At 72.9% G+C, this 22,449-nt stretch carries 19 protein-coding genes and 1 pseudogene; 11 read left to right on the top strand and 9 right to left on the bottom strand.

All coding sequences use genetic code 11. From position 1 onward, the window contains the following. Nucleotides 1-78: 78 nt before the first annotated feature. Genes ACFXGX_RS26340 through ACFXGX_RS26330 form a run of 3 tightly spaced genes read left to right on the top strand, consistent with a single transcriptional unit; the run spans nt 79 to nt 2,962 of the window. Entirely contained in the window at nt 79-1,497 is a 1,419-nt protein-coding gene (locus ACFXGX_RS26340) for an MFS transporter (RefSeq protein ID WP_384795559.1), read from the top strand. A 50-nt stretch (nt 1,498-1,547) separates the two neighbouring features. Then, nucleotides 1,548-2,090 (top strand): SigE family RNA polymerase sigma factor, encoded by a 543-nt coding sequence (locus ACFXGX_RS26335; protein WP_384795558.1) that lies wholly within the window; start codon nt 1,548-1,550, stop codon nt 2,088-2,090. After that, complete coding sequence (locus tag ACFXGX_RS26330; RefSeq protein WP_384795556.1) at nt 2,087-2,962, top strand: hypothetical protein; 876 nt, start codon at nt 2,087-2,089, stop codon at nt 2,960-2,962. The genes ACFXGX_RS26335 and ACFXGX_RS26330 overlap by 4 nt, the downstream gene beginning before the upstream one ends. Nucleotides 2,963-3,097: 135 nt before the next feature. On the opposite strand, the gene ACFXGX_RS26325 is transcribed toward ACFXGX_RS26330, so the two are convergent. Next, nucleotides 3,098-3,730, bottom strand: a complete 633-nt coding sequence (locus ACFXGX_RS26325; protein ID WP_384795608.1) for a response regulator — start codon at nt 3,728-3,730, stop codon at nt 3,098-3,100. A gap of 355 nt (nt 3,731-4,085) precedes the next feature. On the opposite strand from ACFXGX_RS26325, the gene ACFXGX_RS26320 reads away from it, so the two are divergent. Beyond that, entirely contained in the window at nt 4,086-5,579 is a 1,494-nt protein-coding gene (locus tag ACFXGX_RS26320; RefSeq protein ID WP_384795606.1) for an alpha-L-arabinofuranosidase B, read from the top strand. 66 nt (nt 5,580-5,645) lie between these two features. On the opposite strand, the gene ACFXGX_RS26315 is transcribed toward ACFXGX_RS26320, so the two are convergent. From ACFXGX_RS26315 to ACFXGX_RS26305, 3 genes are read right to left on the bottom strand one after another with little or no spacing between them, the layout of a single operon-like run. Next, the gene (locus ACFXGX_RS26315; protein ID WP_384795554.1) at nt 5,646-6,896 is read right to left on the bottom strand and encodes a sensor histidine kinase; all 1,251 of its coding nucleotides are present in this window, start codon (nt 6,894-6,896) and stop codon (nt 5,646-5,648) included. Nucleotides 6,897-6,910: 14 nt separating this feature from the next. Next, nucleotides 6,911-7,630, bottom strand: coding sequence for an ABC transporter permease (locus ACFXGX_RS26310; RefSeq protein WP_384795552.1), 720 nt, complete (start codon nt 7,628-7,630; stop codon nt 6,911-6,913). Then, nucleotides 7,630-8,511: an ATP-binding cassette domain-containing protein gene (locus ACFXGX_RS26305; RefSeq protein WP_384795604.1), complete on the bottom strand. Its 882-nt coding sequence runs from the start codon at nt 8,509-8,511 to the stop codon at nt 7,630-7,632. Before ACFXGX_RS26305 ends, ACFXGX_RS26310 begins: the two co-directional genes overlap by 1 nt. A gap of 384 nt (nt 8,512-8,895) precedes the next feature. Between ACFXGX_RS26305 and ACFXGX_RS26300 the strand changes: the two genes are divergently transcribed. From ACFXGX_RS26300 to ACFXGX_RS26290, 3 genes are read left to right on the top strand one after another with little or no spacing between them, the layout of a single operon-like run. Next, on the top strand, nt 8,896-9,753 hold the full coding sequence (locus ACFXGX_RS26300; RefSeq protein ID WP_384795550.1) for a MaoC/PaaZ C-terminal domain-containing protein: 858 nt from the start codon (nt 8,896-8,898) through the stop codon (nt 9,751-9,753). 34 nt (nt 9,754-9,787) lie between these two features. After that, nucleotides 9,788-10,864, top strand: a complete 1,077-nt coding sequence (locus ACFXGX_RS26295) for a Zn-dependent alcohol dehydrogenase (protein ID WP_384795548.1) — start codon at nt 9,788-9,790, stop codon at nt 10,862-10,864. Nucleotides 10,865-10,913: 49 nt separating this feature from the next. Then, nucleotides 10,914-11,864, top strand: a complete 951-nt coding sequence (locus ACFXGX_RS26290) for a 3-oxoacyl-ACP reductase (protein WP_384795546.1) — start codon at nt 10,914-10,916, stop codon at nt 11,862-11,864. 301 nt (nt 11,865-12,165) lie between these two features. Here the strand turns inward: ACFXGX_RS26290 and ACFXGX_RS26285 are convergent, their stop codons facing one another. Further along, nucleotides 12,166-12,336, bottom strand: a complete 171-nt coding sequence (locus tag ACFXGX_RS26285; protein WP_384795544.1) for a hypothetical protein — start codon at nt 12,334-12,336, stop codon at nt 12,166-12,168. 1,433 nt (nt 12,337-13,769) lie between these two features. Next, nucleotides 13,770-14,820, bottom strand: a pseudogene (locus ACFXGX_RS26280) (hypothetical protein); the annotation flags it as partial. 276 nt (nt 14,821-15,096) lie between these two features. On the opposite strand from ACFXGX_RS26280, the gene ACFXGX_RS26275 reads away from it, so the two are divergent. From ACFXGX_RS26275 to ACFXGX_RS26265, 3 genes are read left to right on the top strand one after another with little or no spacing between them, the layout of a single operon-like run. Continuing rightward, nucleotides 15,097-15,948 carry a Nif3-like dinuclear metal center hexameric protein gene (locus tag ACFXGX_RS26275; protein ID WP_384795542.1) on the top strand — a complete coding sequence of 284 codons (852 nt, stop codon included), beginning with the start codon at nt 15,097-15,099 and terminating at the stop codon, nt 15,946-15,948. Then, nucleotides 15,945-16,688 (top strand): zinc ribbon domain-containing protein, encoded by a 744-nt coding sequence (locus ACFXGX_RS26270; RefSeq protein ID WP_384795602.1) that lies wholly within the window; start codon nt 15,945-15,947, stop codon nt 16,686-16,688. Before ACFXGX_RS26275 ends, ACFXGX_RS26270 begins: the two co-directional genes overlap by 4 nt. Before the next feature lie 12 nt (nt 16,689-16,700). Further along, on the top strand, nt 16,701-18,194 hold the full coding sequence (locus ACFXGX_RS26265; protein WP_384795540.1) for a bifunctional RNase H/acid phosphatase: 1,494 nt from the start codon (nt 16,701-16,703) through the stop codon (nt 18,192-18,194). Nucleotides 18,195-18,237: 43 nt separating this feature from the next. Here ACFXGX_RS26265 and ACFXGX_RS26260 read toward each other — a convergent pair whose 3' ends face one another. Beyond that, nucleotides 18,238-19,038, bottom strand: coding sequence for a helix-turn-helix domain-containing protein (locus ACFXGX_RS26260; protein WP_384795538.1), 801 nt, complete (start codon nt 19,036-19,038; stop codon nt 18,238-18,240). Nucleotides 19,039-19,150: 112 nt separating this feature from the next. Here ACFXGX_RS26260 and ACFXGX_RS26255 point away from each other — a divergent pair, with 112 nt between their 5' ends. Then, nucleotides 19,151-20,233, top strand: coding sequence for an NAD(P)-dependent alcohol dehydrogenase (locus tag ACFXGX_RS26255; RefSeq protein ID WP_384795536.1), 1,083 nt, complete (start codon nt 19,151-19,153; stop codon nt 20,231-20,233). A gap of 117 nt (nt 20,234-20,350) precedes the next feature. Here ACFXGX_RS26255 and eda read toward each other — a convergent pair whose 3' ends face one another. Further along, on the bottom strand, nt 20,351-20,995 hold the full coding sequence (gene eda, locus ACFXGX_RS26250) for a bifunctional 4-hydroxy-2-oxoglutarate aldolase/2-dehydro-3-deoxy-phosphogluconate aldolase (protein ID WP_384795534.1): 645 nt from the start codon (nt 20,993-20,995) through the stop codon (nt 20,351-20,353). A gap of 255 nt (nt 20,996-21,250) precedes the next feature. Further along, nucleotides 21,251-22,051, bottom strand: coding sequence for a peroxide stress protein YaaA (gene yaaA, locus ACFXGX_RS26245; RefSeq protein ID WP_384795532.1), 801 nt, complete (start codon nt 22,049-22,051; stop codon nt 21,251-21,253). Nucleotides 22,052-22,449 lie beyond the last annotated feature (398 nt).

Raw genomic sequence — 22,449 nt, 5'->3', positions numbered from 1 at the left:
CCTAGGTCCGGTGCCCTACACCCCCCTGCGCCGAAATACCGATGCAAGGAGCGTCCGTGGGTTGAGAGCATGACAGCCATGCTCCGAGCCGCTGAAGACATCCGGACGACCGCCCGTACCGCCCCGCCCGCCTGGGTGGTGATCGCCCTCGCGTGTGCCGGACAGTTCCTGGTCGTCCTGGACGTGTCCGTCGTCAACGTGGCCCTGCCCTCCATGCGCACCGACCTCGGGCTGAGCGCCCCCGGACTGCAGTGGGTGGTGAACGCCTACTCCATCGCCTTCGCCGGATTCATGCTCCTCGGCGGGCGGGCCGGTGACCTGTACGGGCGCAAGCGGATGTTCCTGGTGGGTCTCGCGCTCTTCACGCTCGCCTCGGCCGCCGGCGGCCTCGCCCAGGAGGGCACCCAACTGCTCCTGGCGCGCGCCGCGCAGGGCCTGGGGGCCGCGGTGCTCGCGCCCTCGACCCTGACGATCCTGACGTCGGCCGTCCCCGAGGGTCCCGCACGCGCGCGGGCCATCGCGACCTGGACCGCCGTGGGAGCCGGTGGCGGCGCGGCGGGCGGGCTCGTCGGCGGACTGCTGGTCGACGGGCTGTCGTGGCGCTGGGTGCTCCTCATCAACGTGCCCGTCGGCGCGATCGTGCTGGCCGGCGCGGCGTACCGGCTGGTGGAGAGCCGGGCCGGGGACGGGCGGCGGCTCGACCTGCCGGGCGCGCTCCTGGTGACGGGGGGACTCGCGACCCTGGCGTACGGGATCGTGCAGACGGAGGCCGAGGGCTGGACCGCGGCGGCGACGCTCGTACCGCTCGGCGCGGGAGCGGCTCTCATCGGGGCCTTCCTGGCCGTCGAGGCGCGGACCAAGGCGCCGTTGATGCCGCTGAAACTGCTGCGGCTGCGCTCGGTGGCGTCGGCGAACGCGGCCATGTTCGTCTCCGGCTCGGCGATGTTCTGCATGTGGTTCTTCATGACGCTGTACGCGCAGAACGTGCTCGGCTACTCGCCGCTCGGCGCGGGCCTCGCCCTGGTGCCGAGCTCGCTCGCCGTGGTCGTCGGCTCGAAGTCGGCGCCCCGTCTCATGCCGGTGGTCGGGGCGCGCAACGTGGCGGTCCTCGGCACGCTCCTGGCCGCGGCCGGCTTCGGCTGGCAGTCGGCCATGACGGCGGACGGCCCGTACCTCACGGCCATCATGCTCCCCGGCGTCCTGATGATGGCGGGCGCCGGTCTGGCCGCGACACCGCTGGCCGCGATCGCGACCTCGGGTGCGGTGCCGGAGGACGCGGGGGTGGTCTCGGGCCTGGTCAACACCTCGCGGGTGATGGGCGGTTCACTGGGACTCGCCGTCATGTCCACGATCGCGGCCGCCCGAACCGGGGGAAGCGTCTCGGGGGAGGCGCTGACCGCCGGGTACGCGCTGGCGTTCCGCGTCAGCGGCGTGATGCTGCTCGCCGGGGCCGTCCTGATGTTCGTGTGGCTGCCCCGGACGATGTCACGGCGGTGAGGCAACGAATTCGGGTGCCTGTGGACTCCTTGAGTCACTAGGAGGTGCCCATGGGGGTTCGGAAGCAGGCTCGGGACGAGGAGTTCCAGAGCTTCGTGGTCGGCCGCTGGCCGCGGCTGATGCGTACGGCGTTTCTCCTGACGGGGGAGCAGCACGCCGCCGAGGACCTGGTCCAGACGACGCTGGAGCAGGTGTACGTGGCATGGCGCCGGGTCGGCTCGGCCGACGAACCGGATGCCTATGTGCGGCGCGTGATGATCAACGCGCACGCTCGAAGACACCGCAGAAAACTCAAGGAGTTCCTCGCGCCGAAGGACGACTCGGGGCTCGTACGCGAGGTCCCCGACAGCGACGACCCGATCGCCCGGGCCGACGACCGCGGTGCCCTGATCACCGCACTGGCCGGGCTGCCCCCGCGCCAGCGCGAGGCGGTGGTCCTGCGCTACTGGGAGGACCTGAGCGAGAGCCAGACGGCCGAGGCGATGGGCTGCTCGGTGGGCGCGGTGAAGAGCAACGCGGCCAGGGGCATAGCGAAACTCCGTGTCGTACCGGGCCTGGTGAACACGATGGCGCAGGGAGGGCTGATCCGATGAGCGCGGACCGGGAGACGAATCACGACATGGCGGCGACGGACGCGGACATCTCCTTCCTGCTGGCCGAGGCGGCGGACGAGGTCGAGATCGGTACGGCCCCCTACCAGGCGGTGCTGCGCGGCGGCCGGCGCCGCAGGGCGCGCCGCTGGGCGACGGCGGCGGCGGTCGCCCTGGTCGTCGCCGGGTCGACGGGGACGCTGGCGCTGGCGGGCGGGACGGGCGACGACGCCAGGGGGGTCCCGCCGGCCGGCGACCACGCCAGGCGGGTCACGCCGCCCGACCGCGGGCCGGCGGAGTGGCGGACCCTCGGCCCACGGGGGACCTTCGTGTCGCAATGGACCGTCCACGGCAAGACCTGGAGCGTCCTCGTGGATATGTGGCCGGCGTCGAAGGACGAGGCGGAGGCGCGGCAGCAGCGCACGCTGATGCGGCAGTACGACGTCACGCCGACGGGCGTCAGGGACGCTTCGGACCTCGCGGGCAAGGGGTGGGCCTTCGTGAAGGTGATCCCGGCGGGAGGGCCCCCGAGGACGGTGATCGACGGAGCGGTCGAGAAGGGCGAATCGTTCTCGGGCAAGGACGTCGAGGCGTTCTCCCTGCCGCTGAACGGCAAGGCGCCCAAGGGTGCGAAGGTGCCCCCTGAGGGGCTCGTGATCGGCAAGGTCGCCCGGACCGCCACGGAGGTCACCTGCACCTGGGACGAGGGCACGACGGTCAAGGCCCGGAGGGTCGCCCACCGGGGCACCATGCATCCGGCGGGCGTCTGGAACCTGATCTGGCGGGTGGACGGTTCCCAGCCCGACTGGTTCGTGTGCGTGGCACCGGAGGGCAAGGGCCGCGGGCCGGCGGAAGCGGTGGTGACGAAGCCCTGAGAGATCTCCCGGGGCAGAGCCTGCCGCCGGTCCGGTCCGTCGGGACCTTTCGGAGACCTTTCGGACCGTTCGGAGCCTTCGGGCCGGACACGGGCAGGCGTGCGGTCGCGCAGTCCTGACCGGCCCGAACAGGCCCTACAGCCAGCCCTGTTGACGGGCCTCCCGCATCGCCTCCATGCGGTTGCGGGTGCCCGTCTTGCCGATCGCGGACGAGAGGTAGTTGCGGACGGTCGACTCGGAGAGGTGCAGCTTGCCGGCGATGTCGGCGACGGTGGCGCCGTCCGCCGAGGCCTTCAGCACGTCGCACTCGCGGGCCGTGAGCGGATTGGGGCCGGCGCTCAGCGCGGCGGCGGCGAGCGCCGGATCGATGACGGTCTCCCCGGTCAGCACCCGCCGGATCGCCTCGGCCAGTTCCTCCACGGGTCCGTCCTTGACCAGGAACCCGGCGGCACCCGCCTCCATGGCCCGGCGCAGATAGCCGGGGCGGCCGAAGGTGGTGAGGATCAGCACCCGGCAGTCGGGCGCCTGTTCACGCAGTTCGGCGGCGGCGTCCAGTCCGCTCATCCCCGGCAACTCGATGTCCAGCAGGGCCACATCGGGCCGGGCGACCAGCACCGTGTCAACGATCTCGTCGCCCGCGGACACCTGCGCGACCACCTCGATGTCCGGCTCCATCCCGAGCAGCAGAGCGAGTGCCCCCCGCATCATCTGCTGGTCCTCGGCGAGCAGGACACGGACGGACTTGGCGGGCCGGTGGTCCCGGGGCATCTCGTTCACGCGGCCAAGCGTAAGGCGAGAGGGGTGTCCCGCGGCCGGCCCCGCGCGTTCCGGCGGACCCCGGAAATCGTCCCCGTCCCCGTCCGCGCGTCTTGACGGCCCCCGGTCACGGGCAAATAATCGCCTCGGAATTCAGCGCTCCCCTTTGCCGTTCCCGAGCCGGGCCGTCTTCCGCAAACGTTCGGAATTTCGACCGGGAATTGGTTCGGCATATCGATCGAACGATGTCCGGTATTTCGACCGGGCACCCGCACTGTCCTACCAGGAACGGAAGAGGTGCACCGTGTTGTCATCCTTCGTGCGCTTACAGCGCCTGAGAAACACAGTCCTGGCCGTGCTGTCGGTGATGGCGGCCGTCGTCGCGTTCGCCGTCGGCGCGCCGCAGGCCACCGCCGCGGGGTCGCTCCCGTGCGACATCTACGCCACCGCCGGCACCCCCTGTGTCGCCGCGCACAGCCTCGTCAGGGCGCTCTACTCGTCGTACAACGGCTCGCTCTACCAGGTGCAGCGCGCCTCCGACGGCGCCACCGCGAACATCGGTCTCCTCGCGGCGGGCGGGTACGCGAACGCGGCGGCGCAGGACTCCTTCTGCGGCGGCACCACCTGCATCATCACGAAGATCTACGACCAGTCCTCGCGCCACAACGACCTCACGATCGAGGGCGCGGGCGGGGCGGGAGCCGCCGATGTCGGGGCGCCCGCGGACGCCCTGCCGGTGACCGCCGGCGGCCATCAGGTCTACGGTCTGGAGATCTCCGCCGGCATGGGCTACCGGGACAACTCCACCTCCGGAGTCGCCACGAACGGTGCCGCCGAGGGGATGTACATGGTGACCTCCGGCACCCACGTCAACGGGAGCTGCTGTTTCGACTACGGCAACGCCGAGACCAACAACCTCGACACCGGCAACGGCCACATGGACGCGATCAACTTCGGCACCGAGTGCTGGTTCTCGCCCTGCTACGGCCAGGGCCCGTGGGTGCAGGCCGATCTGGAGAACGGGCTCTTCCAGTCGGACGCCGGATACAGCAAGAACACGTCGAACACCGGCACCGGTGCGATGCCGTTCGTGACCGCTTTGCTGAAGAACAACGGTCAGGACCATTTCGCGCTGAAATACGGCAACGCCCAATCGGGCAGTCTCACGACCACCTATTCCGGCGGTGAACCCACCGCCGGAGGCTACTCGCCCATGCACCAGGAAGGCGCGATCGTCCTCGGCACCGGCGGCGACAACAGCAACGGTTCCATCGGGTCCTTCTTCGAGGGCGTCATGACCTCGGGCATCCCGACGGACGCCGCGGACAGCCAGGTGCAGTCGAACATCGTCTCCGTCGGCTACGGCGGCTCGACCGGCAGCACGGGCTCGCTGACGGCCGGGTCCGAGATCTCGCTGCGCGCGACCACCTCGTGCTGCACGACCGGCTACATCCGCCACCAGAACAACGCGGCGGTCGTCTCGACGATCACGTCGGGCAGTTCGGCACTCGACAAGGGCGACGCCACCTGGATCGTCCGCCGGGGGCTCGCCGACAGCTCCTGCTACTCCTTCGAGTCGCGGAACCACCCGGGCGACTTCCTGCGGCACTTCAACTACCAGCTCTACCGGCAACCCATGACCGGCACCACGCAGTTCAGACAGGACGCCACGTTCTGCGCCCAGACCGGCAAGAGCGGTACGGGGACCTCGTTCGCGTCGTACAACTACCCGACGAGATACCTCCGGCACTACGACTACAACGTCTACATAGCGAGCGACGGAGGCTCGAACGCCTTCGACAGCGCCACCTCGTGGACGGACGACGTGAGCTGGGCCGTCACGTCCCCCTGGGCGCCGTAGCTCCCGGCCGCCCGGCGGCGGGCCGGCCCACGGGGGCCCGCCCGCCGCCGCGCGGTGTTCCGCCCCTCAGACCGACGCCTCCGTCAAATCCGCTGCTTCCACGGGTAGTTCGGCCCTCACCTCGAAACCGCCGCGCGCCGTCCGGCCCGCCCGCAGGGAGCCGCCGGACGCCGCGAGGCGTTCGGTGAGGCCCTTGAGGCCGGTGCCGCCGATGCCCGGTTCGGGGTCCGCCGGAGAGGCGTCGGTGCCGTTGTCCGAGACGGTCAGCCGGACCAGGTCCGCGGTGCCGTCGACGGTGATCTCGCAGCGCGTCGCGTCGCTGTGGCGCACGACATTGGTGACGGCCTCGCGGAGCACCCAGCCGAGCAGGGCCTCGGTCTGCGGGACCAGCGGCGGCCCCGACTGCCGGACGACCGGCTCCACGCGCGCCGCGGACAGCGCCGAGCGGGCCCGGTCCAGCTCCGTGGCGAGGCTGCCCTCGCGATAGCCGGTGACCGCCTCACGGATCTCCGTCAGCGCCTGCCGGCCGACCGACTCGATGTCCGTGACCTGCACGAGCGCCGCGTCCAGATCCCGGGGAGCCAGCCTGCGGGCCGCCTCCGACTTCACCACGATGACGGAGAGCGTGTGCCCGAGCAGGTCGTGCAGGTCGCGGGAGAAGCGCATCCGCTCCTTCTCCACGGCCCGGCGCGCCAGCTCCTCGCGGGCCGCCCGCAGTTCCCGTACCGCCTCGGAGAGGGAGAGGATCGCGGCCGTCACCATCGTGGACAGGAAGGTGCCGTAGGCGACGTTCACCGCGTCCCAGCCCGCCCGGAAGACGGACACCGAAGCGGCCAACACCGTCAGCGCGAGGCCGATCTTGCCGAGCCAGGGGCCGCGCACCACCGCCCCGGTGGCCAGCCCGAGCAGCGGGAAGAAATAGAGCCAGGTTCCGCCGTACCCGATCGCCAGCGCGCAGGTGACCACGCCCATCAGGACGAGCGCCACCCGGGTCGAGCGGGCCTCCCGTGTCGTCTTCGTGAACGCGCGGAACGTCACGTAGATGTACAGCGAGTTGAAGGCCAGCAGGCCCAGCCCGGCGATCCAGGGCTGCGACGTCCTGCCCTGGAAGAGGTTGGAGAAGGCTCCCATCCCCAGCAGCAGCCACGGCAGCAGCGCGAAGCCGGTCGGCGGCGGCCCCGGGTTCTCCGGCGTCGCGCCCCCGCTCCTGCGCGCGGCCCGCTGTTCCTCCTTGAACCGCTCCATGTCGGCCTTCCAGCGCCTCCGTTCGGCCCGCAGCGCGCGGACCTGGCAGCTGATGCCTCTCATCCAGGACATGTCCCGCTCCCCGTTCAGACGGTTCGTGCGGATCGACGGTACGAGACCACGGCGTACGAACCGAACGCCAGCAGCCAGGCGACCAGCACCGCCACCGCCGCGAGACCGGGTGCCCGGCCCTCGGTGACCGACACGCCGAGCTGCGCGAACCGGTTCGTGGGCGTGTACGCGGAGACCGAGCGCAGCCAGCCGGGGAAGAGGGCGATGGGGAACCACAGGCCGCCCACCACCGCCAGCCCCAGATTGCACACCATGTTCGCGACACCCGCCGTCTGCGCGGTCATCCGGTAGCCGTTGCCGAGGCCCAGCAGGGTGAACGGGACCGAGCCGAGCCACAGCAGCAGGGCCGTCGCGGCCCACTGCCAGACGTCCAGCCGCACGCCGTTGACCAGGCCGCCGGCCGCGAGCACCGCGACGATCGCGGGCAGCACGGTCACCGAACCGGTCAGCGCCCGCCCGAGCACCACCTGGCGCGAGGTCATCGGGGTCACCCGGAGCTGCCGCAGCCAGCCGGTCACCTTGTCCTCGGCGACCCCGCCGCCCGTGTTCAGCGCCGAGCCGACCGCCCCGTAGGCGGCCATGCCGACCATCGAGGCGGTCTTCCACGTGCCGTCGTCGCCACCGCCGAGGTTGGTGAACAGCAGATACATCATCACCGGCATCGCGACGCCGCCGATCACGAAGCCGGTGTCGCGCAGCGTCCGGCGCACTTCGAGCCGCAGATAGTCGAACATCACACCGTCTCCCGGTCGCGCGAGGTGAGGGCCATGAAAGCGTCGTCCAGGGACGCGGGGACGACCTCAAGGCCGCTGATCGCACCCCGTTCGGCCAGCGCGACCACCGTCGCGTCCGAGTCGTCCGTGCGCAGCCGGGCCCGGTCCCCGCGCACCTCCACCGCCACCACTCCGGGCAGCAGCGCCAGACCGTCCGTGGCGAGCCCCGCCAGGTCGAAGGAGACCAGATTGCCGCCCGCCGACCGCCGAAGCTCCTCCCCGGTCCCGTTCGCGACGATCCGCCCCCGGTCGACGACGACGATCCGGTCGGCGTGCGCGTCGGCCTCCTCCAGGTAGTGCGTGGAGAACAGCACCGTGTGGCCGCGCCGGGCGTAGCCCCGCATCGACTCCCAGAACGCGTGCCGTGCCTCCACGTCGAGCGCCGCGGTGGGTTCGTCGAGCACGATCAGCGCGGGGTTCCCGGCGAGCGCCACCGCGAACCGCACCCGCTGCGCCTGCCCGCCGGACAGCCGGTCGACGCGCCGCCCGGCCAGTTCCGTGATGCCCGCGAGCCGCAGCGCCTCGGCCACCGGCAGGGGCGCCGGATAGCGTCCCGCCACGAAGGAGACCAGCTCCCGGACGGTGACCCGCGGCACCGGCCGGGTGTCCTGGAGCATCGCGCCGACCCGTCCGGCGCGCACCGACTCCTGCGGGCGGCCGCCGAAGAGCAGGACCGAGCCCTCGTCCGGCTCGTTCAGGCCGAGGAGCAGGGAGATCGCCGTCGACTTCCCCGCGCCGTTGCGTCCCAGCAGCGCCACCGTCTCGCCGCTCGCCACGTCGAGGTCGAGACCGTCCACGGCGCGCACGTCGCCGAAGGCCTTGACCGCACCCCTGAAGCGCACCGCCGGTGCCGTCCCGGTCACCGGTGGTGCGGACGTTCCCCGCGGCTTTCCCGCCGCCCCCGTCGTCGTCCCCGTCGTCTGTGTCATGACTACGACGCTAAGGGGCCGGGGCGGTGCCCCGGCAGATGCACTTGTCGGCGATCGGCCGGGACAAATGTCACGGCCGCCGGCGCGACGCGCTCCCGCGAAGGACCGGCACGGCGACTCGATCTGACATGGCGTCAGTAGTCTTCACAAGTACTGGGCGCTCGGCTATACAAGGGTTCGCCGTACTGGAACGCGTTCTAGAACGAGCGGGTTCCGCGGCCCGGTGTCGACCTCGGTGCGGCCGACGGTGCGGACGGCCGCACCGAGGTCTTTTCGCGCAGTCGAGCAAGGAGCCCCATGCCCATTGACGCCGCCAAGGCCGTCGCAGCCCAGCCGCGGACCGGCGAGATCGCCTGGAGCCACAAGGACGTCCAGCTTTACCACCTCGGCCTCGGGGCGGGCGTCCCCGCGACCGACCCCGACGAACTGCGCTACACCCTCGAATCCAGGCTGCACGTCCTGCCGAGCTTCGCCACCGTCGCGGGCGCCGGTTCACCGGGCGTGATCAGCGGACTGTCCATGCCCGGCGTCGACGTCGACCTCGCCCGCGTCCTGCACGGCGGCCAGAGCGTCCGGCTGCACCGCCCGATCCCCGCCGAGGGCACGGCCACCGCCACCGGCCGCATCGCCGCCGTCTACGACAAGGGCACCGCCGCCGTCCTCGTCATGCGCACCGAAGTGACCGACGCCGAGGGCCCGTTGTGGACCAACGACGCCCAGATCTTCGTACGCGGCGAAGGCGGCTGGGGCGGCGACCGCGGACCCGGTGCCCGCCTCGAAGCCCCCTCCGGCCCACCGGACCGGACCGTCGAACGCCCGATCCGCGAGGAACAGGCCCTGCTCTACCGGCTCTCCGGCGACTGGAACCCGCTGCACGCCGACCCCGAGTTCGCCAAGCTCGCCGGCTTCGACCGGCCCATCCTGCACGGGCTGTGCACGTACGGCATGACGCTCAAGGCCGTCGTCGACACCCTGCTCGGCGGCGACGTGACCCGCGTCCGCGCCTACACCACCCGCTTCGCCGGAGTCGTCTTCCCCGGCGAGACCCTGCGCATCCGGATGTGGCCGGGCGACGGCGAGGTCCGGGTGGCGGTGAGCGCGGTCGAGCGGGACGACGCGCCGGTCCTCGCCGACACCGTCGTCGAACACCTCTGACACCCGTACGAACCGTCCCGAGGGGAGCCGCACCATGCGCGCAGCCGTACTGCACGAGACAGGCCAGGACAAACTCGAGGTCCTCGACGACGTCGAGGCGGTGGGCTTCGGGCCCGGCAAGGTACGCGTCCGGGTGCGGGCCACGGGACTGTGCCACTCGGACCTGTCCGCGATGAACGGCGTCCTGCCCCAGCCCGCGCCGTTCGTGCCCGGACACGAGGGCGCCGGCGAGATTACCGAGGTCGGTGAGGGCGTCACCCATGTGAAGCCCGGCGACCGTGTCGTCATCTGCTGGCTGCCCGCCTGCGGCGCCTGTCCCTCCTGCAAGCGGGGCCAGACCGAACTGTGCCTGGCCGGATTCATGAACGCGGGCACCCCCAACTTCAGGCGCCCCGGCGGCGACGTCTTCGGCTTCGCCGGCACCGGCACCTTCGCCGAGGAGGTCGTCGTCGCCGCCGGCTGCGCGGTCCCCATCCCCGAGGACGTGCCCTTCGACATAGCCGCCCTGATCGGCTGCGGCGTCACCACCGGACTCGGCGCGGCCCTCAACACCGCCGACGTGGAGGCCGGTTCGTCGGTCGCCGTCATTGGCTGCGGAGGCGTCGGCATCTCCGCGATCCAGGGCGCCCGGCTCAAGGGAGCCGCGGAGATCGTCGCCGTCGACCCGGTCGCCTCCCGCCGTGAGGCCGCGCTCCGCTTCGGCGCCACCAAGGCCGTCTCGCCCGACGAACTCGCCGACGCCAAGCAGTCGGTCACCGCGGGCGAGGGCTTCGACTACGTCTTCGAGGTCGTCGGCAAGTCCGCCACCGCGCGCACCGCCTACGACCACACCCGCCGCGGCGGCACGCTCGTCGTCGTCGGCGCCGGCGCCATGGACGACGTCCTCCAGCTCAACATGTTCGAGCTGTTCTTCGACGAGAAGCGCATCCTGCCCTCCATGTACGGCGGCGGGGACGTCCTTCGGTCCTACGAGCGCACGATCGCCCTGTGGCGCGCCGGCCGCATCGACCTCGAAGGCCTGATCACCCACCGGGTGCCGCTGGCCGGGATCAACGAGGCGCTGGACCAGATGCGTTCGGGCACCGCCCTGCGGACGTGCATCGAGATCTGACCCGGGCGGCCGCCGGTGCGGACCTCCACCCCAACCGCTAAGGACCCTGATGTCACTGCCACTTGAAGGGCTCACCGCGATCGTCACCGGCGCGGGGCGCGGGCTCGGCCGGGCCGAGGCGCTGGAACTCGGCCGGCTGGGCGCCGCCGTCGTCGTGAACGACTACGGGCAGCCCGGACGGGACGGGTCGGGCGCGGCCTCGGCCACGCCGGCCGAGGAGGTCGCCGCCGAGATCCGCGACGCCGGCGGCCGGGCCGTCGCCCACACCGGGGACGTCGCCGATCACGAACAGGCCCGCGAACTGGTCGAGTCGGCCGTCACCGCGTTCGGGAAACTGGACATCCTCGTCAACAACGCGGGCATCCTGCGCGACCGGATGGTCTTCTCGATGTCCGAGGACGAGTGGGACTCCGTCATCAGGGTCCACCTCAAAGGCCATTTCAACACCACCCACTTCGCCTCCGCGCACTGGCGGGCCCGCTCCAAGGCGGCCGACGGGCCCGTCTACGGACGGATCGTGAACACCTCCTCCGAGGCGTTCCTCGCCGGCTCCGCTGGACAGCCCAACTACGCGGCGGCGAAAGGCGGGATCGTCGGCCTGACCACCTCGACGGCGCTGGCACTCGCCAAGTACGGCGTCACGGCCAACGTCATCTGCCCGCGCGCCCGCACCCGTATGACGGAGGACGTCTTCGCCGGACTCGGGCAGCCGGACGAGGGCCTTGACCCGCTCGCGCCCGAGCATGTCGCCCCGCTCGTCGGCTACTTGGCCTCACCCGCCGCCGCGCACGTCAACGGGCAGCTCCTCGTCGTGCACGGCGGAATGGTCGCGGTCGTCGAACGGCCGCGGGTGGCGGCGAAGTTCGACAGCAAGCAGGACACCTTCAGCCACGACGAACTCGACGCGCTGCTCACCCCGTACTACGCGGACCGGCCGAGCGGCGAGACCTTCGCGGCGATGGAGGTGCTGGGGCTCAAGCGGGAGGGCTCGCCTCGCTGAGGGCTCGCCTCGTCGAGCGGTCACCTCGCTGGGCGGACGTCCGTCGGCGGGCCGCGGGCGGCTGTCGGCCGGGGTGGGGGAGCACCACACGGAAACGGGGCCCCCGCGCCGGGCGGGGGGGGGGGGGGGGCGGCGGTGTGTGGGTGGGTGTTTGTGGGGCTCATCGCGATTGCGGCGGTGAGAGCGGGGGTGGTGGTGGGGGGGGCGTTAGAGGTGGGGGGGGTCGCCACACCCCTAAACCGCCCTTGCTTCATTGTGGGCTGGGGGGGCCGTACGCCGGTTTCGGCTGTCGTGAGGTCCGTCAGACCGTCGTGGCCGACTGGCCGGACGGCTTGCGGTGGCGGCCCTGAGGGGTCGCCTCGTCGTCGTGGCCGGAGACCGGGCCGCGGTGTCTGCCGTGGCCTTCTGACCGGGTGGCCGACGTCTCGTGGACGTCCGTGCCCGGTGCTTCCATGGTGCTCGAGTCGTTCATTGAAGTGTTCACCCCGTATGCAAGATCCTTCTTTACAGCCGGGGGAGTCTAACGTGCGGTCATCGCGCGGGAGTCGGAGGGTGACGTTTCTTCGCCCGTGCTGCCCCTTTTCTCCTCGTCCGTGTGGGCCAACACACTCGGAACCCCGGACTCCGCGGGTAGGTGCGCCACGGCGGTGAGGGGTCTCAGGGCGACCTGCCCCCTGAACTCGCCGGCGGTCGGAACCGCGCCGGTGTTCCCGTCCCCGGAAACGGTGCCGCCCGCGGGTGTCGCGCCGGGCAGGGCGCCGCGGTTCATGCCGGGCGGGGGAGTCTCGGCGACCTTGGTCCAGAGGACGGGTTCGGTGCGGTCGGGCCGGCTGCGGGCGGGCCGGGCGCGACCGGGTTCGGCAACCGAGGTGGCTTGGGTGCGGACCGCGACCTCGGTCTCCGCCTCGGCCTGCGGGACGGACCCTGCCTGCGGGGCGGGCCCGGCCGGGGTGGCGAACCCGGCCTCGGTGGTGGCCCCGGTGGCCCCGGTGGCGGCGGTGGCCTGGGCGGTGCCGATTGTCGTGGCCGGCGGAAGCGGCCCGGCCGGTTCGAGGGTGACGGTCATGCCGCCCGGGAGTGTCCCGTCGGCCCGGGTCCTGAGACTCATGCCGGGCGGGGGAGTCTCGGCGACCTTGGTCCAGAGGCCCGCCTCGGTGGTGGGTGTCCCGGCGGGTTCGGTCCGGTGTCCCTGTCCCTGTCCCGGCGCCGGTGTTCCGGCGGGTTCGGCCCAGTGTCTCTGTTCCGGCACGGGTGTTCCGGCGGGTTCGGTCCCGTGTCTCTGCTCCGGTCCCGGTGCTCCGGCGGGTTCGGCCGGATGTCCCTGCTCCTGCGCAGGTGTTCCGGCGGGTTCGGTCCGGCGGCTCCGTGCCGGTGTGAGGGGCAGGGGAACCCTTGTCCAGCGGCTCGGCTGGGGCCGGGCGGGCCGCCCGGGCTCGGGGGCGCGTCGCGCGACCGGCCGGACCGGTTCGGCCCCTTCGCCGGCGAGCCGCACGACGGGCGGGAGCGCCCCGCCCGTCGCGAGGCCGGGGTTCGTGTCCGCCCACCGCGCTTCACCGGGCGAGGTTCTCGGGGTGAGGCTCGTCACCGTCGGCAGCGGCTCCCGGCCCCCGGGCACGGGACCCGTACCGCCGGGTGACGCCCCCGCTGGCACGGGACCCGTACCGGCGGGTGACGCCCCCGCTCCGTCGACGGCGCGGACCGATTCGTCCCTCGGGGCGCGGGCGGTGCCGCCGCTCAGGGTCAGGTGGACCGGGAGCGCACGGGGCGGCTCGGTTCCCGGGGCCGGGTGCGGTGAACCGGCCGGCGAGGGGGTCCGCAGAGGCGCGTGCCGGAGGGCGACCGGCCGCGGTGCGGGGAGACCGGGGGAAGCCGGATCCCCCGTGTCCGGCTCCCCCGCCCTCCCGGTCGCCGCCAGCCGGGCGACACCACACGGGACGCCCCCTGTCACGTACGGCAGGTGGAGCACCCCCTCCGCGGTCCACACTCCGGTGCCGGGCAACCAGCCCTCCGGCGCCGGGCGATGGTGGATGCGGCGCTCCGCCGGACGCCACACACCCACCCAGGTGCCGCCCGGTCCGTCCATGCGCAGGGCGACCGCGCAGGACTCCGGGGTCAGCACCTGGCCCGGCTGGATCGCGAACGGGCTGATCGAACAGCCCGTCGCGCTCAGACAGTCCGGGAAGCGGACGGGCAGGGTGCTGCCGAGCACGCCCCAGCCGAGCCGGTCCCGGCCGGGCGACGGCGCGTCGGACCGGATGAGCAGGAGTCCGCTGTCCGCGTCCGCGAGGAGCAGCCGGTCGTTGCTGTGCTCGGCGATCTGGAGGAGCGGCGACACCTCTCCGCCGCGTTCCAGGTCGACGACCACGGTCTTCGTGCGGCCGTCCTGGAAGCGGTCCAGCGCGAGCAGGCGTCCCGTGCGGTCCAGCCACACCCCTCCCGAGCAGTGGCCCGGTACCTCCGCCAGATGCTCCGGGCCGAACGCGCTGCCCGCCACCAGCCACACCGCCGTCGACCCCCGGCCCACCGCGAGGGCGTACGCCCGTTCCCCGTCCGGGGCGGGCGGCAGAAGCCGCAGCAGGGTGCCCGCGTCGGGGCACTCCACCGCGCCCAGCGGGAGCTCGCCGGTGCCCGGACCGGTCGGATACAGGAGGGAGAAGGCGTGGCGCCCGTCGTTCACACGATGGATCAGCACCCTGCCGTCGGTCAGCGGCAGCACCTCGGTGCCGGGTGGCTCCGGCTGCGGACCGGGCAGCGGTACGGCGTACGGCTCGGGGCCGTCGAGGGTCCAGCGCTCCGGATACCAGGACTCGCCGTCGCGGGCGAGCCGTGCTCCGTAGGCGCCGTCGGCGGTGATCACGCAGACGGGAGCAGCGGCCCACCGGCTCGCGGCGTCACCGTGCTCGCCGCCGATCGCGCGCTCGCTCCGCACCTCGGGTTCTCTCGCACCGGCCGTCATCGTTCGGTCACCTCCGGCGACGAAGGTAGTTTTCGCTCGCACAGGCGGGGGGACGACGGGCTGTTGCTTCACACATAAGGGTGGCCCTGTCGGGATTCGCCTGAGGGAACGGGGCGGATGTGCTGAACGATGGCGGGAAGACGTGCGCCGGAAGGGGCGGGAACCCCGTCCCGCCCGCCGCCCCGGCGCGGACCCGCGCGTCCGCCGCCCGCCCCCGGTACGGGCCGGTGGCCCACGACCGGTCGGACAGGGACGTGGGACAGGTAGCCTTTCCTCGTGCCCCGTCTGTCTGAAGTCATCGCCGCGCTCGACGCCCTCTGGCCCCCCGAGCGGGCCGAGGGATGGGACGCGGTCGGCACCGTCTGCGGCGACCCGGACCAGGACGTCTCGCGCGTCCTGTTCGCCGTCGACCCGGTCCAGGACATCGTCGACGAGGCGGTGAAGCTGGAAGCCGACCTGCTCGTCACCCACCACCCGCTCTATCTGCGCGGTACGACGACGGTGGCGGCCGGCACCTTCAAGGGCCGGGTCGTGCACACGCTGATCAAGAACGACATCGCGCTGCACGTCGCCCACACCAACGCCGACCGTGCCGACCCGGGAGTCAGCGACGCGCTGGCCGGGGCGCTGGACCTGCGGGTCGTACGGCCCCTCGTACCGGACGCCACCGACCCCGAGGGGCGCCGTGGCCTCGGCCGTGTCTGCGAACTCGACCATCCGCTGACGTTGCGCGAACTCGCCGCCCGCGCCGCCGAGCGGCTGCCCGCCACCGCGCAGGGCATCCGCGTCGCGGGCGACCCCGACGCCCTGGTGCGGACCGTCGCGGTCAGCGGCGGCTCCGGGGACAGCCTCTTCGACGACGTGCGCGCCGCGGGCGTGGACGCGTTCCTCACCGCGGACCTGCGGCACCACCCGGTGTCGGAGGCCCGCGCCCACAGTCCTCTCGCGCTGCTCGACGCGGCGCACTGGGCCACCGAATGGCCCTGGTGCGAGCTGGCCGCCGCCCAGCTCGACGAGATCTCCGACCGGAAGGGATGGGGACTGCGCGTCCACGTCTCCCGGACGGTCACCGACCCCTGGACCGCCCACGCGGCCTCACACAACGACACATCAGGAGCCCCCAACTGAACGCCGCGCCCGCCGACCAGATCCGACTTCTCGACGTCCAGTCCCTCGACGCGCGCCTTCAGCAGCTCGCGCACAAGCGGAGGTCGCTGCCCGAGCACGCCGAGATCGAGTCGCTGAACAAGGACCTCACCCAGCTCCGCGACCTGCTCGTCGCCGCGCAGACCGAGGAGAGCGACTGCGCCCGCGAGCAGATCAAGGCCGAGCAGGACGTCGACCAGGTGCGTCAGCGTGCCGTCCGCGACCAGCAGCGCCTCGACTCGGGTGCCGTCACCTCCCCCAAGGACCTGGAGAACCTCCAGCGCGAGATCGTCTCCCTCGCCAAGCGCCAGGGCGACCTCGAGGACGTCGTCCTGGAGGTCATGGAGCGCCGCGAGTCCGCCCAGGAGCGGGTCGCCGAGCTGACCGAGCGGGTCTCCTCCGTCCAGGCGAAGATCGACGACGCGACCGCGCGCCGAGACGCCGCCTTCGAGCAGTTCGACGGCGAGGCGGCCTCGGCCACCAAGGAGCGCGAGGTCATCTCCGCCTCCGTGCCCGCCGATCTCCTCAAGCTCTACGACAAGCTGCGCCTCCAGCAGGGCGGCGTCGGCGCCGCCCGGCTCTTCCAGCGCCGCTGCGAGGGCTGCCGCCTGGAGCTCAACATCACCGAGGTCAACGAGGTGAAGGCGGCCGCTCCCGACGCCGTGCTGCGCTGCGAGAACTGCCAGCGCATCCTGGTGCGTACGTCCGAGTCCGGCCTGTAGGGAGGCTCGTCCGTGCGGGAGTTCATCGTCGAGGCCGACGGAGGTTCCCGGGGCAACCCGGGGCCCGCCGGCTACGGCTCCGTGGTCATCGACGCGGCCACCGGGGAGACGCTGGCGGAGCGCGCCGAGTACATCGGCGTCGCCACCAACAACGTCGCCGAGTACCGGGGCCTGGTCGCGGGTCTCGAGGCGGCCCGCGACCTCGACGCGACCGCACGGGTCCGGGTCCGGATGGACTCCAAGCTCGTCGTGGAGCAGATGTCCGGGCGCTGGAAGATCAAGCACCCGGACATGAAGCCGCTGGCGGCACGGGCGGCCGGGGTCCTCCCCGGTTCCCAGGTCACGTACGAGTGGATGCCGCGCGAGCGCAACAAGCACGCGGACCGCCTGGCCAACGAGGCGATGGACGCCGGCAAGCGCGGCGAGACCTGGTCCCAGTCGGCGTCGACCGCGGAACTGAACGCCCGCGCGACCCGCTCCGCGCCCCCCGAGCCGACGGCCCCACCCGGCGACCCGGCAGCGGGCGCGGCAAGGGCCCGAGCAGCCCTGAAACAAACCCGAGGCGAAGCGCCCCGCGAGGGCCGCGGGGACCCGGGCACCCGGCCGACGGCGACGGGTGGCACCCCGTCCTCCGGCGGCGAAGCCGCGATTCCGCCCCGTGAGGGGCGCGGGGAACTGCGCGCCCAGCCCGAGCCGGGCGGCACCCGGCCGACGGCGACAGGTGGCACCCCGTCCCCCGGCGGCGAAGCCGGCAAGGCGCCCGCAGGGCGGGGAGACGCCGGCCGAGCCGGAAAGCCTGGTGACGATCAGCGGGCCGCGAGAAACGTGGCCGCCACCCCGACCCCCAAGCCCGCCGCAGGCTGGAGCGCACCCCCGGACATGGGCGCCCCCGCCACCTTCGTCCTGCTGCGCCACGGCGAGACCCTCCTGACCCCGCAGAAGCGGTTCTCGGGCAGCGGCGGCAGCGACCCGTCGCTGTCCGACGCGGGCCGCGAACAGGCCGAGCGCGTCGCCACGGCACTCGCGGCGCGGGGCACCATCCAGGCCATCGTGGCGTCCCCGCTGGCCCGGACCCGCGAGACCGCCGGCGCCGTCGCCGCCCGGCTCGGCCTCGACGTCGTCATCGAGGACGGCCTGCGCGAGACGGACTTCGGCGCCTGGGAGGGGCTGACCTTCGGCGAGGTGCGCGAACGCCACCCGGACGACCTGAGCGCCTGGCTCGCCTCCCCGGAGGCCGAACCGACCGGCGGCGGCGAGAGCTTCGCCGCGACGGCGCTCCGCATGGCCGTCACCCGCGACAAGCTGATCGCCGCCTACGCGGGCCGCACCGTCCTGCTCGTCACGCACGTCACCCCGATCAAGACCCTCGTACGACTGGCCCTCGGCGCTCCGCCGGAGTCCCTGTTCCGGATGGAACTGTCGGCGGCGTCGCTGTCGGCCGTGGCGTACTACGGCGACGGCAACGCGAGCGTCCGCCTGTTCAACGACACCTCGCATCTGCGCTGACCCCCACCGGCCCCGGCCCCGGCCCCTGTGCCGCCCGGCGGCCTCATCCCCGCCGCGCGGCCCGGTCGCGGAGGATCCCGGCGGTCTCGGGGTCCGCCGGGAGGAACGCCTCCAGATGGAGTTCGGCGAGCGTGACGTCCACCGCGGTGGCGAACGACGTCAAGGTCGTGAGCAGCCTCAACTCGCCCTCCGGGCAGCGCAGTCGCAGCGGCACGGCGAAGCCGAGATAGTCCGCGCCCGGCCGGCTCGCCGGCACGTAGGCCGTCAACTCCTCGACCAGCGCGTCGAGACGGGGGTCGGGGCTGCGCAGGGAACGGGCCCGCAGGTTCTCCACGATGTGTCGGCCCCACGCGTCCAGGTTCACCACCCGTGACGCCATCCCGCGCGGATGAAGGGCCAATCGCAGGACATTCACCGGCGGTTCCAGCAGTCCGGGTTCGGCACCTTCCGACAGGATGTCGAACGCCGCGTTGGCGGCGACGAGTTCACCGCGCGGCCCCGCCACCACCGCCGGATACGGCAGATGCCCTTCGAGGATGCTGTCCAGCGCCTCGCGTACGGGCTTCAGCGCGGCCGCGTCGAGCGACGACTCGGTGAACGCGGGAGCGTAACCGGCCGTCAGGAGCAGCGCGTTGCGCTCCCGCAGGGTCAGGCCCAGCGACTCGGCGAGCCGGATCACGATCTCTCTGCCGGGGACCGATCGCCCGCGCTCGATGAAACTGACGTACCGCTGGGTCGTGCCCGCCCGGGAGGCGAGCTCCAGTTGGCTTACCCTGCGCGCGTGCCGCCAGCGCAGCAGCTCCCGGGCGAAGGGCGGTGGCTCGGTGGAGATACCGGTCGTCATGCGATCAGTTGTACGTCACGGGTACGACGGCGGCACGGCGGCACTCGTCGTACCTCGCCGGGAACCACTCGTCGCACCCTGCCGGGAACCACTCGTCATACCCTGCCGGGAATTGAGCGGGACCCTCGGCGCGGACAGCATGGACGCATCCACGCAGGAACCCACCCAGGGAGCGGACATGCGCGCCTACCACCTCGAAACGCCCGGCACCGTCGACGGGATCGTGCCGCGCGAGTCGCCCCGCCCCGAACCGGGGCCCCGGGACATCCTCGTCCGCGTGCGTGCCGTCTCCCTCAACAAGCGCGACCTGCTGATCCTGAGGGGGACCTACCCCCTGAAGGCCGTGCCGGACGTGATCCCGCTGAGCGACGGAGCCGGGGAGGTCGTCGCGGTGGGGGCGGAGGTGACCCGGGTCGCGGTGGGCGACCGGGTGGCCGGCACGTACTTCCCGAACTGGCTGGACGGCCGGATCACCCCGGACCGGTTCGACCAGCCCGGCGCCACCCTCGACGGCATGCTGACCGAGTACGCCTGTCTGGGCCAGGAGGCCGCCGTGCGCGTTCCCGGCCATCTGACCTGGGAGGAGGCGGCCTGTCTGCCGTGTGCCGGGGTGACCGCCTGGCACAGCCTGACCGGCGGCGAGCCCATCACCCCCGGCCAGACCGTGCTCACCCTCGGCACCGGCGCGCTGTCCCTCTTCGTCGTGCAGTTCGCCAAGACGCTGGGTGCCCAGGTGATCGCGACGACATCGAGCGGGGCCAAGGCGGACCGCCTCAAGGCTCTCGGCGCGGACCACGTCGTCGACTACGTCCGGAACCCCGAATGGGGGCGTGCCGTCAGGGAGTTGACCGGCGGCCGTGGTGCCGACCTCGTCGTGGAGACCAACGGGCCCGACACCATCGAGCAGTCGGTGCGTGCCGCCGCGCTCTACGGCCAGATCGTGCTCCTGATCACCGGCAACGGGCGCAGGTCCGGGATCGAGATCTCCAACGCGGCGTACGCGGCGAGTCTGGCCACGATCCGCCGGGTCTTCGTGGGCAGCCGCGCGCACTTCGAGTCCATGAACAGGGCCCTGGAACTGCACGGCACCCGCCCGGTCGTGGACCGTGTCCTCGGCTTCGACGAGGTGCGGGAGGCGTTCCGGTACTACGAGAGCGGCGCGGCCTTCGGCAAGGTGGTGATCCGCGTGAGCTGAGCGGGGCTGACCTGAGCGGGGCTGAGCTGAGCTGAGCTGAGCTGAGCGGGGCTGAGCTGAGGGGGGCTGAGCTGAGGGGGGTGGTCGGCGCGATCACCGCCGAGTGGGCGGGCGCGACTACCGCCGCAGTGCCGACGCCGCCCGTGCCAGGTCCTCCACCCGGCGCCAGTCCCGCGCGGCGACCGCGTCGGCCGGGAGCATCCAACTGCCGCCCACACAGCCGACGTTGGAGAGCGCGAGATAGTCCGGCGCGCAGTCGGGGCCGATGCCGCCGGTCGGGCAGAACCGCGCCTGCGGGAGCGGTCCCGCCAGTGACTTCAGGTAGGCCGTGCCGCCCGCCGCCTGCGCGGGGAAGAACTTCATCTCGCGCACCCCCCGCTCCAGGAGCGCCACCACCTCGGTGGTCGTGGACACCCCCGGCAGGAAGGGCAGCCCGGATGCCTTCATGGCGTCCAGCAGTCCGTCCGTCCAGCCGGGGCTGACCAGGAAGCGGGCGCCCGCCGCCACCGACGCGGCCACGTGCTCCGGCGTCAGGACCGTGCCCGCGCCCACCACCGCGTCGGGCACCTCGGCCGCGATGGCCCGGATCGCGTCGAGCGCCGCCGGGGTCCGCAGGGTGACCTCGATGGCCGGCAGCCCGCCGGCGACCAGCGCCCGCGCCAGCGGCACCGCGTCGGAGACGTCCGCGACCACGACGACGGGGACGACGGGCGCGAGATCCAGGACGGAGGCGTGCGGAGACGAGGGCGACGGCGAAGTCATGCCCTCATCCTGCCCGGGGTGCGCACCATGCGCAAAGGTCGTTGCACATGTTGCAACATCGATGCGGGTGCCCCTCGACGGACAACGGCCCCGCCCGGCGAGCGCCCCCTCAGCGGATCCCGATGCGCGAGGCCTTCAGCGGATCCCGATGCGCGAGGCCTTCAGCGGATCCCGATGCGCGAAGCCCTCAGCGGAGCCCGATCGGCAGAGTCCTCAGCGGGGTCCCATCCACGGAGTCCGATCTGCTGAGCCCGATCAGTGGATCTCCCTCACCACCACGTCGAGCGCCCAGGACCTGCCCGCCCTGCCGGGAGCCTGTGCCTCCACCGTGTACCCGAGGTCCCGCAGCGCCTCCGCCAGCTCCGCCGGGTTCTTCGGCGCGGCGTTCGCGGTCAGCAGGCTGCGGACGATCCGGCCCTTCGTCGCCTTGTTGAAGTGGCTGACGACGGAACGCTTCTCGACCCCGTTCACCAGTTGCGCGTGCAGCACCCGCACGGTGGCCGTCCGCCCGGCCACCTCGCCCTTGGGCTTCCACGCCGCGGTGTACGCCGAGGACCGCAGGTCCAGCACGAGTCCGTCGCCCGCGGCTTCGGGGAGCGCGGCGGCCATCGGCGTACGCCAGTGCGCGCCCAGCGCTCCGAGGCCCGGCAGCTTCACCCCCATCGAGCAGCGGTACGAGGGGATGCGGTCGGTCACCCGCACCGCGCCCCACAGCCCGGAGAAGACGAGCAGCGAACGGCCCGCGCGCCGCTTGGCGGCCGTGTCCAGCGAGGCCAGGTCCAAGGCGTCGTACAGGACCCCCGTGTAGACCTCCCCGGCCGGGCGCGTGCCCGCGGTCCGCAGTTCCGTGTTCTTCGCGATCTCGCCCCGCAGGCCCTCGCTCAGTCCGAGCACCTCGCGGGCCTTCTCCTCGTCGGCCGCGCACAGCTCGACCAGCTCGTCGAGGACCGCCTGGCGTGCCTCCGCGAGCGCGGGCAGGGACAGCGACTCCGGCTTGAGCGCGGTTCCCCGGCCGGAGGGTGCCTTGCCCTCGGAGGGCGGCAGCAGCACGAGCACGGTTGGTTCTCCTCACGACGGATACGGACCGCGCCAGCCTACGGCGTACCCCCGAACCCCCTCCCCGCCCGACCCCACGCCCACCAGGCCACCCGGACGCTGCCACACCCTTCGCCCAGCCGGGCCCGCCGAACCCACCGGACTCTGCCGGGCCCGTCGGACCCACCGGCCCACCGGACCCCCCGCACCCTGCCGGGTCGGCCGGCCCCCCCGCACCCCGCCGGGTCGGCCGCACCCCCGACCCTGCCGGACCCACCGGACTCTGCCGGGCCTGCCGGACCCACCGGACTCTGCCGGGCCTGCCGGACCCACCGGCCCACCGGACCCCCCGCACCCTGCCGGGTCGGCCGGCCCCCCCGCACCCCGCCGGGTCGGCCGCACCCCCGACCCTGCCGGAC

It is taken from the genome of Streptomyces sp. NPDC059371, from assembly GCF_042751995.1.
In the GTDB taxonomy this organism is placed as follows: domain Bacteria; phylum Actinomycetota; class Actinomycetes; order Streptomycetales; family Streptomycetaceae; genus Streptomyces.
This window is presented reverse-complemented; position numbering and strand designations above follow the sequence as displayed.

Bases quoted from the DNA above. Each gene is read 5' to 3' on its own strand.
- ACFXGX_RS26340 (WP_384795559.1), top strand. From the start codon at position 79: ATGCTCCGAGCCGCTGAAGACATCCGGACGACCGCCCGTACCGCCCCG.
- ACFXGX_RS26335 (WP_384795558.1), top strand. From the start codon at position 1,548: ATGGGGGTTCGGAAGCAGGCTCGGGACGAGGAGTTCCAGAGCTTCGTG.
- ACFXGX_RS26330 (WP_384795556.1), top strand. From the start codon at position 2,087: ATGAGCGCGGACCGGGAGACGAATCACGACATGGCGGCGACGGACGCG.
- ACFXGX_RS26325 (WP_384795608.1), bottom strand. From the start codon at position 3,730: ATGCCCCGGGACCACCGGCCCGCCAAGTCCGTCCGTGTCCTGCTCGCC.
- ACFXGX_RS26320 (WP_384795606.1), top strand. From the start codon at position 4,086: ATGGCGGCCGTCGTCGCGTTCGCCGTCGGCGCGCCGCAGGCCACCGCC.
- ACFXGX_RS26315 (WP_384795554.1), bottom strand. From the start codon at position 6,896: ATGTCCTGGATGAGAGGCATCAGCTGCCAGGTCCGCGCGCTGCGGGCC.
- ACFXGX_RS26310 (WP_384795552.1), bottom strand. From the start codon at position 7,630: ATGTTCGACTATCTGCGGCTCGAAGTGCGCCGGACGCTGCGCGACACC.
- ACFXGX_RS26300 (WP_384795550.1), top strand. From the start codon at position 8,896: ATGCCCATTGACGCCGCCAAGGCCGTCGCAGCCCAGCCGCGGACCGGC.
- ACFXGX_RS26295 (WP_384795548.1), top strand. From the start codon at position 9,788: ATGCGCGCAGCCGTACTGCACGAGACAGGCCAGGACAAACTCGAGGTC.
- ACFXGX_RS26290 (WP_384795546.1), top strand. From the start codon at position 10,914: ATGTCACTGCCACTTGAAGGGCTCACCGCGATCGTCACCGGCGCGGGG.
- ACFXGX_RS26285 (WP_384795544.1), bottom strand. From the start codon at position 12,336: ATGAACGACTCGAGCACCATGGAAGCACCGGGCACGGACGTCCACGAG.
- ACFXGX_RS26260 (WP_384795538.1), bottom strand. From the start codon at position 19,038: ATGACGACCGGTATCTCCACCGAGCCACCGCCCTTCGCCCGGGAGCTG.
- eda (WP_384795534.1), bottom strand. From the start codon at position 20,995: ATGACTTCGCCGTCGCCCTCGTCTCCGCACGCCTCCGTCCTGGATCTC.